The sequence below is a fragment of the Bacillus sp. FSL W8-0102 genome, from assembly GCF_038007225.1.
In the GTDB taxonomy this organism is placed as follows: domain Bacteria; phylum Bacillota; class Bacilli; order Bacillales; family DSM-4216; genus Bacillus_O; species Bacillus_O smithii.
On record NZ_JBBOWT010000001.1, the window covers coordinates 2,231,536 to 2,246,982 of the forward strand.

A 15,447-nucleotide genomic window follows, 5' to 3' on the forward strand; every position below is an offset into this window, starting at 1 on the left:
TTCATCCTTATTTTTCTAGAATTTTTTCAAGACTTAATAAAATAAGAAGCCTTTTTTCCCATTTGGCAACACCCGTGATATATTCTGCTTCAATTTCCCCTACCATTTCAGGCTGGGGTTCGATGAACTCTTCGGAAATATCTAACACATCATTCGCTCCGTCCACAATGAACCCTACTTCCATTTCATTAAGCGTCGCAACAATAATTCTTGTACCATCATCAAACTCTTTTTCGGGAAGCCCAAATCGTGTTCTTAAATCAATGATCGGGGTGACCACTCCCCTTAAATTGATCACACCTTTGATAAACGGGACCGTCTTAGGGACTCGAGTAATAGGCATCAATCTTTCGATGGATTGGACTTGATGGATTGGCAGCGCATATTCGTTGTCGCCTAGTTGAAAGGCAATAACCTTCAAAACAGAAGGTGCTGATATTTTGCTCATTTTTTCTCTCCCCTTCCCTATTTGATCAGTGCGTTACAATCAATGATTAATGCTACTTGACCGTCTCCTAAAATAGTCGCTCCGGATATGGCAAATACGTTCGTTAGATAATTCCCGAGACTTTTCAATACCACTTCTTGCTGCCCAATAAAAGAATCCACGACCAATGCCGCCATTTTGTCGCCTTTTCGGACGATGACAACTGACAAGTAATCATCTTCCGCCTCTTCTTTCGGTACCTCGAAGAGCTTTTCCAAAAAGAGAAGAGGCACGACTTTCCCTCTAAAATCAATGACTTTTTTACTATGCGCACTTAAGATGTCTTCTTTTTTGATAATGGCTGTTTCGATGATGGAGGATAACGGGATGGCATATTTTTCATTTCCTACTTCGATCAGCATGACTGAAATAATAGAGAGTGTCAGCGGCAGCTGAATAGAAAAGACGGAACCTTTGCCTTCAACTGAGTTGATATTGATGGATCCGCCAATCGATTCAATCGTCGCCTTGACTACATCAAGTCCCACACCTCTTCCGGAAATATCCGTAATACGGTCGGCTGTCGAAAAACCGGATTCCATAATGAGGCCAAATACTTCACTGTCCGTTAATTTCTCCGCTTCCTCTTGAGATACAATTCCTTTATCAATGGCTTTTTTTAATACTTTCTCACGGTTGATTCCCGCTCCATCATCCTCCACTTCAATGAAAACATGGTTTCCGCTTGTATAGGCTTTTAACTTTACTGTACCTTCTATCGGTTTCCCCTTCGCTTTTCTTTCTTCTTTCGTTTCAATTCCATGATCAACAGCATTTCTGAGCAAGTGGACAAGCGGATCACCGATTTCATCTATAACCGTCCGGTCCAGCTCCGTTTCCGCCCCGATGATTTCTAAATTAATTTGTTTATCTAATTCGCGGGCTAGTTGACGAACCATCCGCGGGAAACGATTAAATACCGTTTCAACCGGAATCATCCGCATATTTAAAATAATATTTTGCAAGTCTCCGGAAATTCTGGACATCCGTTCCACTGTTTCAGTCAATTCAGGGTGATTTAACTCACGGGAGATTTGCTCAAGTCGTCCGCGGTCAATCACCAGTTCTTCAAATAAATTCATCAAGCTGTCCAAACGTTCGATGTTGACACGAATCGTTTTATTGGAAACATTTTTGGATTTTCTTTGTTTGCCTCCATCTGCTTGATGATCTTTCGCGTTTTTTTCTGCAGAGGCCTTTTTCTTTTCCTCCTTGTCGGAATGATCTGTTTCTTTTGAATGGTCGCTGGCTTGTTTTGGAGAATCTGCAAAAGGCTGAACGACCACTTTTTCTACTTCTGAAACTTTCATCACTTTCTTTTCAATCTCAGAAGCTTCGTCTTTCGTCACAATCGTTACCGTAAATCGATAATCAAAATGCTCTTCTTCCAACTCTTCTACTGCTGGAACAGATTTAATGATCTCTCCGCATTTTTCAAGAACTTCAAAAATCATATAAACCCGTGCCGCTTTTAACAGACAGTCTTCCTTTAATGTAACGATCACTTCGTAACAGGAAAATCCTTGTTCTTTTGACTGCTGAATAACGGTTGTTTCAAATTCGTCATATTGCACAGAATTCCCTTCACTTGAATGGCTTGGCTCCCGTACTTCACTTTTCTCCTTCTTTTCGACGTTCGATCCGCTTTCAATCGCTTTAAGCCGTGCCACTATCTCCTCTACATTTCTTTTGCCATCTCCACCAGAAGCAATATCTTGAATCATGGCCTCCAAATCATCCACCGAAGCAAAGACAACATCTAATACGTCTGGTGTAACTTTTATTTTATGGTTGCGGATGGCATCCAGAACATTTTCCATTTTATGAGTGAGGTTTGCTAAATCTTCAAATCCCATTGTGGCGGACATTCCCTTTAAAGTATGGGCAGACCGGAATACCTCATTGACGATCTCCATATCTTCCGGGTTTTTTTCAAGCTCAAGAAGATTTTCATTAATAGCTTGCAAATGCTCTTTGCTTTCTTCTATGAATATTTCAAGATATTGAGTCGTTTCCATCTGTTCCACCTCTTCCTAAGGCAAATATTTTAAGATTGATTGAGCGATATCTTGAATCGGTTTCACTTCATCAATGACATTCGCTTCAATTGCAGATTTTGGCATTCCAAATACAACGCATGAGTCTTTAGACTCAGCTATGGTATGTACATTGCCTTTTTCTTTTAATTTTATCAGACCATAAGTCCCATCTGAACCCATTCCAGTTAAAATAACGGCAATTTTTTTATAAAATTCCAATTTGCTAGCTGACTCAAAAAGAACATCTACAGAAGGCTTGTGACCATTCATTCGGGGAGATTGATCAAGCGAGATGGCAAGAGACCTTCCTACCTCCTTGATTTTCATATGAAAATTCCCGGGGGCAATATAGGCGACTCCTTTTTTCAACAGCTCACCGTCTTCCGCTTCTTTAACGTAGATGCGTGACAGTTGATTCAAACGATCAGCCAAGGATTTTGTAAATCCTGGAGGCATGTGTTGAACGATTAGAATAGGCGCTCCAATTTCCTTTGGCAGTTGCGGCAGCACTTCTTGAAGCGCTCTCGGTCCACCGGTGGAAGTGCCAATAAGCACTAAACTTTTTGCATATTCTTTCGTACTCCAATGGTTTAACTCCGACTCCCTATTGGACGTCATTAGGCCGCGATCCATCTCGTCTGTATGGACCCGCACGTTGCTTTTCATTCCCTTTTTTACCTTTGAAGCCAGTAAAAGTTTCGAGATCAATTCATTTTTTACCTTATCCAGATCCAGCGAAATCGGTCCGGACGGCTTTGCCACAAAATCAAAAGCTCCATTTTCAAGAGCTTTAATCGCATTTTCTGTTCCTTCCTTCGTCGTACTCGACAGCATTACAACCGGCAGCTGATATTGGCTAATGATCCATTTTAGCGCCTCGAGTCCGTTCATGACTGGCATTTCAATGTCCATCGTAACGACATCCGGACATAACGTCTTCACTTTTTCTATGGCATCTTTTCCATTTCTAGCTGTCCCGACCACTTCCAATTCAGGATGTTCGGAAACAAAGTCCGAGATCATTTTTCTCATGAATGCCGAATCATCTACTATGAGTACTTTCTTTTTACCCATCTCCAACACTGCCTTTCAGAAAAAACTGGCGAAGCTTCCCAATAAAACGACCCTTTTGGATGGTTCCCATTGCGTTCGATTGGGACAAATAAATTTCCACGATCGATTTTAATGAGCGGGAAATACTGGAATAAGGATTGTATCCTGAATCCGTGATGAATTGAAATCGACTTTGATTTTGTTGTAATTTTGATGGATTGATAATCCATAAAACCCTTTTTATGCTTATGACCTATGTCATCTCTATTTCCGAAAATGGAACAAATCTCTTTTTTAGGTATACGAACCAAAAAAATAGACAAAAAAGCACAGGGAGTGACGTTGGACATTAGTGCCCGAACATTCGTTCGTTATCTTACCTCTCTCCATTTCTGATAGACGTTCAGTAGGGGCTCGCTATAGCCACTCCTTCGCGTCAGTTTCATCCAGATCTGTCGTGATCGACGGACGAGTCGCCCTGCCATCGTGATCACCGTCTGAATAATCGTCTTGATGCGGCGGCGTTTCACTTTGTGGTGCAACGGATGTCTCGGATCGCTTAATAGATCTTGTCCAATCAGACGAAGAAGATTGTAAACGAAGGCTCCCATGACCAACACGAGCGCATTCGTTTTCATCTTCCCAGATGGAAGCCGCTCTAAATCTAAGTCGCTCTTCAGTTCGCTATGAAACTGTTCGCATGTCGCATGGTCATGATACAACGCGAGCACATCGCTCATTCGAACATGCTCGTATCCTTTGAGCCGCACCCAATAGCTTTCCACTTCATAATCAGGAACGAGCATCAGCTGTCCATTGCGTTCCATCGTCCGTTCCGTCACTTGGGTGACTTGAACGTACGTATACGTGTTTCCATCGATCGCTGCCTTCTGTGGAAGGCATAGCTCATAGGTTTGTACTCCTTCGCTTTGTCCATCATCGACACGTTTGCCCTTTTGCGAAGCGATCTGGAACCAAAGCGCTTTCGATTCTCGGCGTAAGTTTCGCTTGATGACAAAGTCCACGTCTTCCTTTAGGCATACGTGCACATTCGCTTCTGCATCGTTTCCTGCATCCATGCGAACAAGCAGACGAGATGAAGTCAGTTGACGAGCTCGACGGATAGCGGTGACTAAAAACGAGGGCATGTTGTCTTGCACATGTTGTTTCCCTGGACGCAACTCGGCATGAACGAGATACCCTTCCTTCCCTGCATACGCAAACAACGGTGTAAAACCGTCAAATCCTTTATACGTTCGACTGACTCCTTCTTTTTTCGTATCGGAGTTGTCAAATGGGGAACCATCTATATCAAGGGGAAGCCATGTCGTCTTTCCTTTGGTCCAACAAGGGGACAAAGTGGCATGTCGTTGAATCAACAGACGTATGGACTCCTCCCAAAGAATCGTTTCGGTCATCGGAAGACAAGCGAGCTGATCGAGTCGTTGTCGCAAGGTTGGAGAGGAAGGCACGTGCTGAATCCCCATCGATGCCGAAAAGATATCGTCCTGACGATACGCTTCGATATGATCGAAATCCGTTTTTCCTGTGGCAAGCAAGCCAATCATCGAGCGAATGACATCGCTATGGGAAATGTGCACTTCTCGACGAACCGTTGGAAGCCGAAGTGCGTTTACCCGTTTATCCAGTTTCGTTCGATGGAGTAAGTAGCCAACGAGAGCAAGCCCAGCACTTGGGGTAATCGCTTCATCTGTCAATACAAACCGAATCGGGAAATCTTTCATCACATCACCTACTTGATGAAAAATCGTCAACGTCGTTTTCCCTTATCGTATCAACGGTTTGCGACCATTGTAAAGATGTTTTGTCACGGATTCAGGTGTATAAAAAGAAAGGTGTCTGGCTTGCGACTGCATTCTTTACGATTTTATCTTCAGGCAATATTCCAAGTTTTGAAACCTCTTTATGCAAAAATTTCTCCATGGCCATCGATATACGTTCGAGCGTGACTTGTCCTTCTTGATTGGATTCAGCACGATTGCAAATCAAATAAAAATGTTTGTCTTGATCTCTCATTTGAATATATTTCATCATGGAATACGCGTCTGTCACAGCAGTCGGTTCAGGGGTCGTGATCACCAATAAATCATCAACAGACATCAACAGCTCCAAGCTTTCTTTTGATGCTCCGGCCCCCATATCAAACAAAATATAATCATATTCCCACTGCAATTTTGCTACGGACTCGATACAACGTTGAAAATCATTCTCAGACCATTCAAGAAGACGCCCAAGACCAGAACCGCCGAATATGTAGGAAAAGCCCCCCGGACCGGAAATGATCAGATCCTTCAATTCATATCCGTTTTCTATAAAATCTACAATCGAGCGATCCGCACTAATACCTGATAAAATATGAATATTCGCCATGCCAATATCCAAATCAAACAATAAAACTTTTTTTCCTAACTGCGCCAAAATGACAGCTATGTTCACAGAAATATTGGACTTTCCCACGCCCCCTTTACCGCTGATCACGGCAGCCGTTTTAGCAGGTGACTGATGCAACTCTCTCAATTTCAGCCTTAATCCTTCTGCTTGGTCTTTCATATGCTTACTCCCTCAATATTTCTTTCAAAATGATTTCAGGATTGCCAGTCAATAAATCGTCCGGGACGTTTTGTCCATTCGCCAGGAATCCTACTTTTTTCCTGTACTTGCAAACAAGATTGAACAATGAGCCTTTTCGCTTTGTTTCATCTAATTTCGTAAAAATAAATTGATCAAATGGAAGGTCTTGAAATTTTTCTATTATTTCTTCCAAATCTTCTGCTTTGGACGTAAGAGCCAGCACAAGATATGTCTCCATCTCTTCACGGACCGGAATGATTTCTTTTAATTGGTCGATATACTGATTTTCCCGATAATTACGTCCCGCCGTGTCAATCAAAACGAGGTCATAATCCAAAAATTTTTGCGTCGCCTTTTCAAAATCAGCAGAATTATAAACAACCTCTACAGGCACGTTCAGTAAATTGGCATAAGTTTTTAATTGTTCAATCGCGGCAATTCGGAAAGTATCCGTGGTGATAAAAGCGATTTTTTTCTTGTATTCCAGCACTGCTTTTGCCGCCAATTTCGCCAAAGTAGTCGTTTTTCCCACGCCGGTCGGCCCGACAACATTGATATATTTTTTAGCAAATAGCGGGTTGTCGGTTTGAACTGATTGAAGTTTTCTTTTTAAGTAATCAATGGCTCGTTTGCGTATTTCTGTTTCGCTCACTTCGCCCTTGGATTCAATATAAAACGCATATAGCTCGTCCCCGATGGTTCGCACATGGTCGGTTCCGATTTCTTTTTGCTCCAATTCTGACAGAATGGAATGAATCATTTCCGGGTATTTGGAACGATCCTCTTTTGATGTCAAAAGAGCGATCATCGACTTTAATTCTTCTAATTCCTGTTTGAGCTGTTGATTTTCGCCGTGGTCAGCTTGCTTTTGCCGTTCTGAAACATGGAGAGGCATTTTCGGCTGTTCCGCTTCCATCCTTTCCATCATTTCCAGTTCAGGATCCACAGCGGCAATCACTTCAAATTGTTTCTTTTTAAAAAAACCGAGAAAGCCTCCACCGTACGTAATCTTGGAATTCAGAATAACAGCGTGCTCGCCTAACTCCTTTCTAATTTTTTTCATGGCTTCCGGCATGGAAGGGGCTATAAATTTCTTCACTTTCATTCGATGGTCACCACCCCGACGCTTTGTACTTCCACATTTGGTTCAAGTTCGTTGAAAGATAGGATCGGTAATCGTGGAAAATATCTTTCCAACAGCTGCCTTACAAACATTCGAATTGCCGGAGAACATAAAATGACCGGCATTTGCTGCATGATAGAAACTTCTTCTACTTTTTTTGAAACGGCTTCTATTAATTTTTGCGAATTGACCGGGTCGATCGATAAATAATTTCCATGCTCTGTTTGTTGTACACTATCAGCGATCAATTTTTCCACCTGCGCTGACAAAGTGATCACTTTGATGGTTCCTTCATCGGCATATTGATTGGTAATTTGTCGTGATAAAGCTTGACGAACATACTCGGTTAACAAATCGGTGTCGGATGTTAATTTGCCGTAATCGGCTAGCGTTTCAAAAATGATCGGCAGATTGCGTATCGAAATATTTTCTTTTAACAGTTTTGCCAACACTTTTTGTATGTCTCCAACGGATAAAGGATTCGGTGTTACTTCTTCAACAAGAACAGGATACGTTTCTTTCATATGGTCAATCAATTGCTGAGTTTCTTGTCTTCCGAGCAAATCATGGGCATTTGCTTTCAATACTTCCGTTAAATGAGTGGAAACAACACTCGGTGGGTCGACGACAGTATAGCCCAGCATTTCTGCTTGATCTTTTACTTCTTCCGTAATCCATTTGGCAGGAAGACCGAATGAGGGCTCAATCGTATCAATTCCTTCAATCGAATCCTCTTCTTCGCCGGAATTCATGGCCAAATAGTGATCAAGAAACAACTCTCCTTTGGCCACTTCATTTCCTTTAATTTTAATTCTGTATTCATTCGGGGCTAATTGAATATTATCTCTGATGCGCACAACCGGAAGAATAATCCCTAATTCCATGGCCAGCTGTCTTCGGATCATCACAATCCGATCAAGCAAGTCGCCGCCTTGGTTTGCATCGGCAAGAGGGATAAGTCCATAGCCAAATTCAAATTCAATCGGGTCAATATTTAATAAATTGACGACATTTTCGGGCCGCCGCAATTCTTCTGCTTCGTTCTCTTCTTGAACCTCTTCCGTTTCCACCGGCTCATCCGGGACTTTTTGAAGCCTATATCCTCCGATCGCAAGCAGCGCCGCAACCGGAATCGTCAGCAAATCATTAATAGGCGTGGCAATTCCAAGCAAAAAAATGGTACCGGCCGTAACATATAACATTTTAGGATAGGATAACAATTGAGACATTACATCTTCGCCAAGATTGCTGTTTGAAGCGGTTCGAGTGACAATGATGCCAGTAGCGGTGGAAATTAATAATGCCGGTATCTGGCTGACAATTCCGTCCCCCACTGTCAACAATGAATAATGGCTGGCCGCATCTTGAAACCCCATACCTTGCTGGACCATGCCAATGACCATTCCAAAAATCAAGTTGATGATGACGATAATAATACCGGCGATCGCATCGCCTTTTACAAATTTAGTCGCACCATCCATCGCTCCGTAAAAATCTGCTTCCCGTGAAATATTTTCACGTCGTTCCCGCGCTTCCTGCTCCGATATCATTCCTGCATTTAAATCTGCGTCAATGGCCATCTGTTTACCCGGCATAGCATCTAAAGTAAAACGTGCTGCCACTTCAGAAACGCGTTCTGCTCCTCTCGTGATGACAACAAACTGAATAATGATTAATATGAGGAACACGACTAAACCAACAACCAAATTTCCGCCGACAACAAACGTTCCAAACGTTTCGACAACGCCTCCTGCCTCCCCTTTACTCAAAATAGAACGCGTTGTCGACACGTTTAAACCTAATCGGAATAAGGTTAATAGAAGCAGCAAAGACGGAAATACGGAAAATTGGAGCGCTTCTTTCATATTCATGGTTGTTAACAGCACCAATAACGCAAGAGATATGTTCAGGATAATCAAAATGCTTAATAGCCATGAAGGAAAAGGAATAATAAGCATTGCGACGATTAAAATGACTCCCAGTAACACCGAAAAATCTCTTACCTTCATGATGTTCTCTCCCAACTTTCAATAAGACCTACACTTTATTTTTTAATCGGTACACATACGCCAAAATTTCAGCGACCGCTTTGAAAAATTCTTCCGGTATCCTCTCTCCAATTTCCACCTGGGTGTACAGAGCCCTTGCCAACGGACGGTTTTCAACCGTTTCAACATGATTCTCTTTGGCGATGGCCTTAATCTTTTGCGCCAAATAATCTGCCCCTTTAGCGACTACAACCGGCGCATCCATTTTCTCCTCTTCATATTTCAGCGCAACGGCAAAATGAGTTGGGTTTGTGATTACGACGTCTGCGTTAGGCACTTCTTGCATCATTCTTCTCATCGCCATTTCCCGTTGTCTTTGCTTAATCCGTGATTTGATTTGCGGGTCGCCTTCTGAGTTTTTATATTCATCTTTAATGTCTTGCTTTGACATTCGGATGCTTTTTTCAAAATCGTATTTCTGATAAAGATAATCAAACAAGGCCAAAAACAACAGAGCGATCGAAGCAGAAATTCCCATTTGCACCGTTAACGTTCCTACCGTTTTCAATGAATCGGACAATGATTCAAAAGACAGGCCAAGTACTCTGTCCATATTCATCCACAAAATCACAAAGGTCACGGTTCCGACAATGGAAACTTTTAAAATGGACTTCAGTAACTCTACTAGTGCCTTAATCGAAAAAATCCTTTGAAATCCTTTCATAGGATCGATTTTTTCCAGCTTGGGAACCAACGTCTCCGTCGTAAACAAAAACCCAACTTGCAGATAATTGGCGGCTAAACTTCCCACTAAAGCGACAAACAGAAAAGGGCCGACCATATATGCAAAATCTTTCAATACATCTAAAACGATGGATTTTAAGTTTCCTTCCGTAATAGGCATGAGCATATAATCTTGAAAAGAACGTGAAAAGAGCCGCCTCACAATATTGCCAAGAAAAGAAGAAGCAAAATAGAGCGAGGAAAAAACAGCCAACAGATTGATTGCCGTAACGACCTCTTGGCTTTTTGCCACTTGACCTTTCTTCTTCGCTTCTTCCCTTCTTTTGGGTGTGGCTTTTTCCGTTTTCTCCCCCGCAAAAAACTGCAAATCAACGGTCAATAATCTCACTTTACGTCCCTCCGATGATTTTCATCACATCTCTCATCGCGTATAGCATCATTTCAAATAAATGTTGCACCACCGCGAAAATGGCACTCATCACCACGATCATGACAATAAAAGCCACGGCAATCTTCACAGGAAATCCGACAACAAAAATATTCATCTGCGGAACGGTGCGGGCAATAATCCCCAACGCGACGTCGACTAGAAATAGGGATGCAACCACCGGAACGGCCATTTGAAAGGCGATGACAAACATGGATTGGAAAGCATGAATCATATACTGCGCAAAAGAGCTGCTGCCAAGCGAAAACTTCCCTTGTTCCAGCGGTATGAGCTGATAACTGTAATAAATTCCGTCCAAGAGAAGATGATGCCCGTTTACAGAAAGCAAAAAAAGCAGAGCAAACATGTAAAAATATTGTCCCATGATCGGACTTTGCATTCCTGTGTGAGGATCAATGACATTGGCAATGGTAAACCCCATCTGAAAATCAATGAGAGCTCCGGCTACTTGAACCGCCGCCATCACCAACGCAGCTGTAAATCCAATCAACAGACCGACAAGCATCTCTTTTAATATTAATAAAAAGTAGGCGCCATCTATCGCGATCGGCGCAGTATTCATGGTATAGTACATCATCCAAGAAAGAACGAAAGAAACGCCCACCCGATGTATGGCCGGAATGGTCCGATACGAAAAAAGCGGCACGGTCACAAAAAAAGACGCTACCCGGACAAAAATGAGAAGAAACACGGAGAATTTCGGAACTAGCTGATCCATGCCATCATCCCACAAACTGTGTTAAATTCGATAAAATTTGCGAAGTATAAGAAATCATATGATGCAACATCCAAGGACCAAAAAATACCAATCCAACCAGCATCGCCACAATTTTAGGAATGAAAGCGAGTGTTTGTTCTTGAATTTGAGTCATTGCTTGAAAAATACTCACGACAAGTCCGACAATGAGCCCAATCAGCATGATCGGACCGGAGAGAATCAAAATCATATAAACTCCTTTTTCTGCGAGAGAAATGACCATTTCGGGATTCATGTACTCTTCACCTACTTATAACTTTGTAAAAGCGACTCAATCACTAAATGCCAGCCATCGACAAGAACGAATAATAATATTTTAAACGGCAATGAAATCATAATCGGAGGAAGCATCATCATCCCCATAGACATGAGTACACTGGACACCACCATATCGATGACAAGAAAAGGAATAAAAAGCATAAATCCCATTTGAAACGCCGTTTTCAATTCGCTGATCGCAAACGCCGGCACAAGCGCAGTTAACGGTATATCCTCTATGCTTTTTGGCCGTTTCGCATTCGAATATTGCAAAAATAAGTCCAAATCCTTTTCTCTAGTGTATCGACTCATAAAGTCTTTAAAAGGGACGCTCGCCCGATCATAAGCTTCTTCCAGATTGATTTCATTTTTAAAAAGAGGAGTCAAAGCTTCTTTATTGACCTGTTGAAACACCGGCGTCATGATAAAAAAAGTCAAAAACAAAGCAAGGCCCACCAATACTTGGTTCGGCGGCATCTGTTGCGTTCCCAAGGCAGTACGGACAAAAGACAGCACAATGATGATGCGCGTAAAACAAGTCATTAAAATCAAAATGCTCGGCGCCAGCGATAAAACGGTCAAAAGAAGAAGCAGTTTTACCGACAATGACACATTTTCCGGGGAGCTGTTATTAAAATAATGCATAAATTCATTCATCAGACTTCTTCTCCTTGGTTTCCAGCTGCTGGAGCGCTTGCTCCCTTGAAGTTTTTATTTCGTTTAACTGCTTTTCAAGCACACTTTTAAAAGGCGCTGAACCACCTTTTTTGACCGCTTTTTGTTTTCTCTCCTGCCATTTTCTCAAAGCGACCGTAAAAATATCTTTCGTATCCAGCAATAGATCCTTTTGTTGATTGTAAACTTGCAAAAGCTGTTTATATTCTTCTTGGTCGTTGATTTCTTTCAGCAATTCTATGTTTTCACCAACTCCCAAAATAAAAATGCGTTCTCCTATCTTTACCAATTGGATGGAGCGGTTTCCTCCAAGAGGAGAACCGCCCAAATGCTGAATCAGCTTCGAATCTTGAAAAGTTTGGCTTTTTTTATTGATAAATTTGATTAAAAAGTAGATTAATACAATCACAAAAAGGAGCGCGAACAGCATTCTTACATAATCCCAAGCACTGACTCCGGAAATGTCGTCCGTCGCAGCGCTTTTTTCTTTTTTAGATGTTCCTGAATCCTGACATTTATCAGGATGTTCGATACAATCTTTTACGTTTCCGCTCAAGGTTCCGGCGGCAGTGACGGATGTTCCGCCAATACCCAAGAGAAACAGGCTAGTGAATATGATCAAACACTTTTTGACTCGTTCCAGATTCAATCGAAAGCACCTTCTTAACATTAACCAAGCGTCTTTTTAATTGCTTCTATCACCCGATCCGCTTGGAAAGGCTTGACGATAAAGTCTTTTGCTCCAGCTTGAATCGCATCAATGACCATAGCCTGCTGTCCCATGGCCGAACACATAATGACTTTCGCATTGGCATCAATCGCTTTTATCGCTTTTAACGCTTCAATTCCATCCATCTCAGGCATCGTAATGTCCATCGTCACAAGGTCCGGCTGCAACTCTTTATATTTTTCCACCGCTTGATTTCCATCGGCCGCTTCACCGACCACTTCATAACCGTTTTTCGTTAAAATATCTTTGATCATCATTCTCATAAAAGCTGCATCATCTACGACTAAAATACGATTTCCCATTTTCATTCCTCCTCAAATGATTATTTTAATTGATGAATGCGTTCACTTTGGCTTTGTATTTCCGTTATACGAACACCGAAATTTTCATCTATAACCACAACTTCGCCCTTTGCTATCAACCTATTATTCACCAATATATCCACTGGTTCTCCTGCCAGTTTATCGAGCTCAATGATAGAGCCGGAGGAAAGTTCCAGAATATCCTTTACCGTGCGCACGGTTCTTCCGAGCTCGACAGTCACATTTAAAGGAATATCAAGCAATAAATCTAAATTTCTTGTTTCAACAGGAGGCGCGGTTGTCGGTTGAAACTCCGCAAAAGCGGCAGGCTCTACATGAACCATTGGTTCCGTTTTCCTGCTTTTTCCTACATTCTCTTCTTTCTGAACATCGGGTTGTGGTCGGTCGGTTTTCGACACAGTCTCTTTCCTTCCATCATCGATTGTTCCTTTTTGAACAGAACTTTTATCTGACACATTTTCTTCATTTGCCATTTGCGGCTCTTCCCCATTGGTTGAAGGGTTCACCAATTCTTCTACGAGACTTTTGGCAAATGAAATCGGCAATAATTGCATGATATTGGAATCAATTAAGTTTCCAATCGTTAAACGGAAGGAGATTTTGACGAACAGTTCGTGATCAGGTATAGCGTCAGTTCCTTCCCCGTTTTTTAAGTCCATTAAGACGAGCGAAGGCGGGGAAATATCTACCCGCTTTTGGAAGATGGTCGACATGGACGTGGCCGCCGAACCCATCATTTGGTTCATTGCTTCCTGGACGGCGCTTAGTTTGATGTCATCCAAAGTTTCGCTTGGATTCTCACCAGTTCCCCCTAGCATGAGATCCGCAATAATTGCGGCGTCTTGCTGTTTTATCACTAAAAGATTCACTCCGGCAAACCCATCGCGATATTCTACCAATATCGCAACGTACGGATGAGGAAATTCATCTTGAATTTTGCTCCGAGGGATAATCGAAACAGACGGTGTGGTAATATCTACTTTTTGGTTTAATAGACTGGACAAGGCTGTTGCCGAGCTGCCGAACGAGATATTGCCGATTTCACCTAAGGCATCTTCTTCAACCGGCGTTAAATAATCTTCCGTATGTATGATTGCCTGTTGTTCTTGTTTTCCTTGTTGAGTTTCCTCATCGGCTATCTCTTGATTCGGAGCGTCTGCGTCATTCAAAGTCCCTTTCAGCAAAGCGTCAATTTCATCCTGCGAGAGCATGTCATCATTTTTCATCGTTTTCTCCCCCCTCAATGGAATCTATAATTTGCACAGCCAGTTGTTTGTTGACTCTTCCCGGTTGGCCGATAAATTTAGGAACATCCCCTGTTTTGATTATCAATGGCTCGTCGATTTTTCTATCCAGTCTGATGACATCTCCCACATCCAACGTTAAAAATTCCTCAATCGTAATCTCAGAAGTTCCCAGTTCTGCCGTCACCGGAATTTGCGCATTTCGTAGATTCTTTTCTAAAATCTCCAATTCCCCGGGCTTGCGCTCTTTTTTTTCAGATGTTTGCATCCAATAGTGTACGGATAATTTCGGAAGAATAGGTTCCAACACTACATGAGGGATACAAATATTGATCATGCCCATCACTTCGCCAATGACCGTGTTCAAAGAAATGACAACGACGGTTTCATTGGGCGAAACCATTTGTAAAAACTGGGGATTTACTTCAAATTCAGTCAATGACGGATTGATTTCGACAATGTTTTCCCATGCTTCCCGATAATGATAAAAAGCTCGTTCAAACATATTCGACATAATATTCGTTTCGATTTCCGTCAATTTTTCAATTTTACTGGTCCCTGATCCTTTTCCACCCAGCAGACGGTCAACCAGCGCATAGGCGATATTCGGATTAATTTCCATAATAATCCTTCCGTCTAACGGCGGAACCTCAAATACGTTTAAAATCGTCAAATTGGGGATTGATCGTATAAATTCTTCATAAGGAATTTGGTCCGCTGAAGCAACAGATATTTGTACATAAGTTCGCAGCTGGGCAGAAAAAAACGTCGTCAATAACCGTGAAAAGTTTTCGTGCACCCGTGTTAAACTACGGATTTGATCTTTTGAAAACCGTAGCGCTCGTTTAAAGTCGTATACTTTTACCTTTTTTTCTTCCTCTTCTCTTTTTAATTCATCCGCATTCATTTCCCCGGCAGATAGAGCCGACAAAAGAGCATCTATTTCGCTTTGGGATAATACTTCCTCCGACAAAGAGCTTCACCTC

15 protein-coding genes are annotated in these 15,447 nt (G+C 42.0%); all 15 read right to left on the minus strand.

Annotation, left to right across the window (positions count from 1 at the left end; genetic code table 11):
* Positions 1–7: 7 nt before the first annotated feature.
* A complete protein-coding gene (locus N1I87_RS10680) occupies positions 8–448 on the minus strand; it encodes a chemotaxis protein CheW (protein ID WP_003354603.1) in 441 nt (146 codons plus the stop codon).
* A 17-nt stretch (positions 449–465) separates the two neighbouring features.
* The gene (locus N1I87_RS10685; protein ID WP_341101648.1) at positions 466–2,505 is read right to left on the minus strand and encodes a chemotaxis protein CheA; all 2,040 of its coding nucleotides are present in this window, start codon (positions 2,503–2,505) and stop codon (positions 466–468) included.
* A 15-nt stretch (positions 2,506–2,520) separates the two neighbouring features.
* Positions 2,521–3,600 (minus strand): protein-glutamate methylesterase/protein-glutamine glutaminase, encoded by a 1,080-nt coding sequence (locus N1I87_RS10690; protein WP_341101649.1) that lies wholly within the window; start codon positions 3,598–3,600, stop codon positions 2,521–2,523.
* 350 nt (positions 3,601–3,950) lie between these two features.
* A complete protein-coding gene (locus N1I87_RS10695) occupies positions 3,951–5,324 on the minus strand; it encodes an IS1380-like element ISGsp2 family transposase (RefSeq protein WP_339195758.1) in 1,374 nt (457 codons plus the stop codon).
* A gap of 91 nt (positions 5,325–5,415) precedes the next feature.
* A complete protein-coding gene (locus N1I87_RS10700; RefSeq protein WP_341101651.1) occupies positions 5,416–6,150 on the minus strand; it encodes a MinD/ParA family protein in 735 nt (244 codons plus the stop codon).
* A 4-nt stretch (positions 6,151–6,154) separates the two neighbouring features.
* The gene (flhF, locus tag N1I87_RS10705; protein WP_341101653.1) at positions 6,155–7,276 is read right to left on the minus strand and encodes a flagellar biosynthesis protein FlhF; all 1,122 of its coding nucleotides are present in this window, start codon (positions 7,274–7,276) and stop codon (positions 6,155–6,157) included.
* A complete protein-coding gene (flhA, locus tag N1I87_RS10710) occupies positions 7,273–9,303 on the minus strand; it encodes a flagellar biosynthesis protein FlhA (RefSeq protein ID WP_341101655.1) in 2,031 nt (676 codons plus the stop codon). Before flhA ends, flhF begins: the two co-directional genes overlap by 4 nt.
* 28 nt (positions 9,304–9,331) lie before the next feature.
* Positions 9,332–10,414 carry a flagellar biosynthesis protein FlhB gene (gene flhB, locus N1I87_RS10715; RefSeq protein ID WP_341101657.1) on the minus strand — a complete coding sequence of 361 codons (1,083 nt, stop codon included), beginning with the start codon at positions 10,412–10,414 and terminating at the stop codon, positions 9,332–9,334.
* Between the two features lies 1 nt (position 10,415).
* Entirely contained in the window at positions 10,416–11,192 is a 777-nt protein-coding gene (gene fliR / locus N1I87_RS10720) for a flagellar biosynthetic protein FliR (RefSeq protein WP_341101661.1), read from the minus strand.
* Between the two features lie 4 nt (positions 11,193–11,196).
* Positions 11,197–11,466, minus strand: a complete 270-nt coding sequence (gene fliQ / locus N1I87_RS10725; RefSeq protein ID WP_341101663.1) for a flagellar biosynthesis protein FliQ — start codon at positions 11,464–11,466, stop codon at positions 11,197–11,199.
* Positions 11,467–11,477: 11 nt separating this feature from the next.
* Entirely contained in the window at positions 11,478–12,146 is a 669-nt protein-coding gene (gene fliP, locus N1I87_RS10730) for a flagellar type III secretion system pore protein FliP (protein ID WP_003354593.1), read from the minus strand.
* Positions 12,139–12,813 carry a flagellar biosynthetic protein FliO gene (locus N1I87_RS10735; RefSeq protein WP_341101669.1) on the minus strand — a complete coding sequence of 225 codons (675 nt, stop codon included), beginning with the start codon at positions 12,811–12,813 and terminating at the stop codon, positions 12,139–12,141. The genes fliP and N1I87_RS10735 overlap by 8 nt, the downstream gene beginning before the upstream one ends.
* Before the next feature lie 20 nt (positions 12,814–12,833).
* Positions 12,834–13,196 (minus strand): response regulator, encoded by a 363-nt coding sequence (locus N1I87_RS10740; protein WP_003354590.1) that lies wholly within the window; start codon positions 13,194–13,196, stop codon positions 12,834–12,836.
* 20 nt (positions 13,197–13,216) lie between these two features.
* Positions 13,217–14,443: a flagellar motor switch phosphatase FliY gene (gene fliY / locus N1I87_RS10745; RefSeq protein ID WP_341101671.1), complete on the minus strand. Its 1,227-nt coding sequence runs from the start codon at positions 14,441–14,443 to the stop codon at positions 13,217–13,219.
* Positions 14,433–15,434 (minus strand): flagellar motor switch protein FliM, encoded by a 1,002-nt coding sequence (gene fliM, locus N1I87_RS10750; protein ID WP_270583013.1) that lies wholly within the window; start codon positions 15,432–15,434, stop codon positions 14,433–14,435. The genes fliY and fliM overlap by 11 nt, the downstream gene beginning before the upstream one ends.
* Between the last annotated feature and the right edge of the window lie 13 nt (positions 15,435–15,447).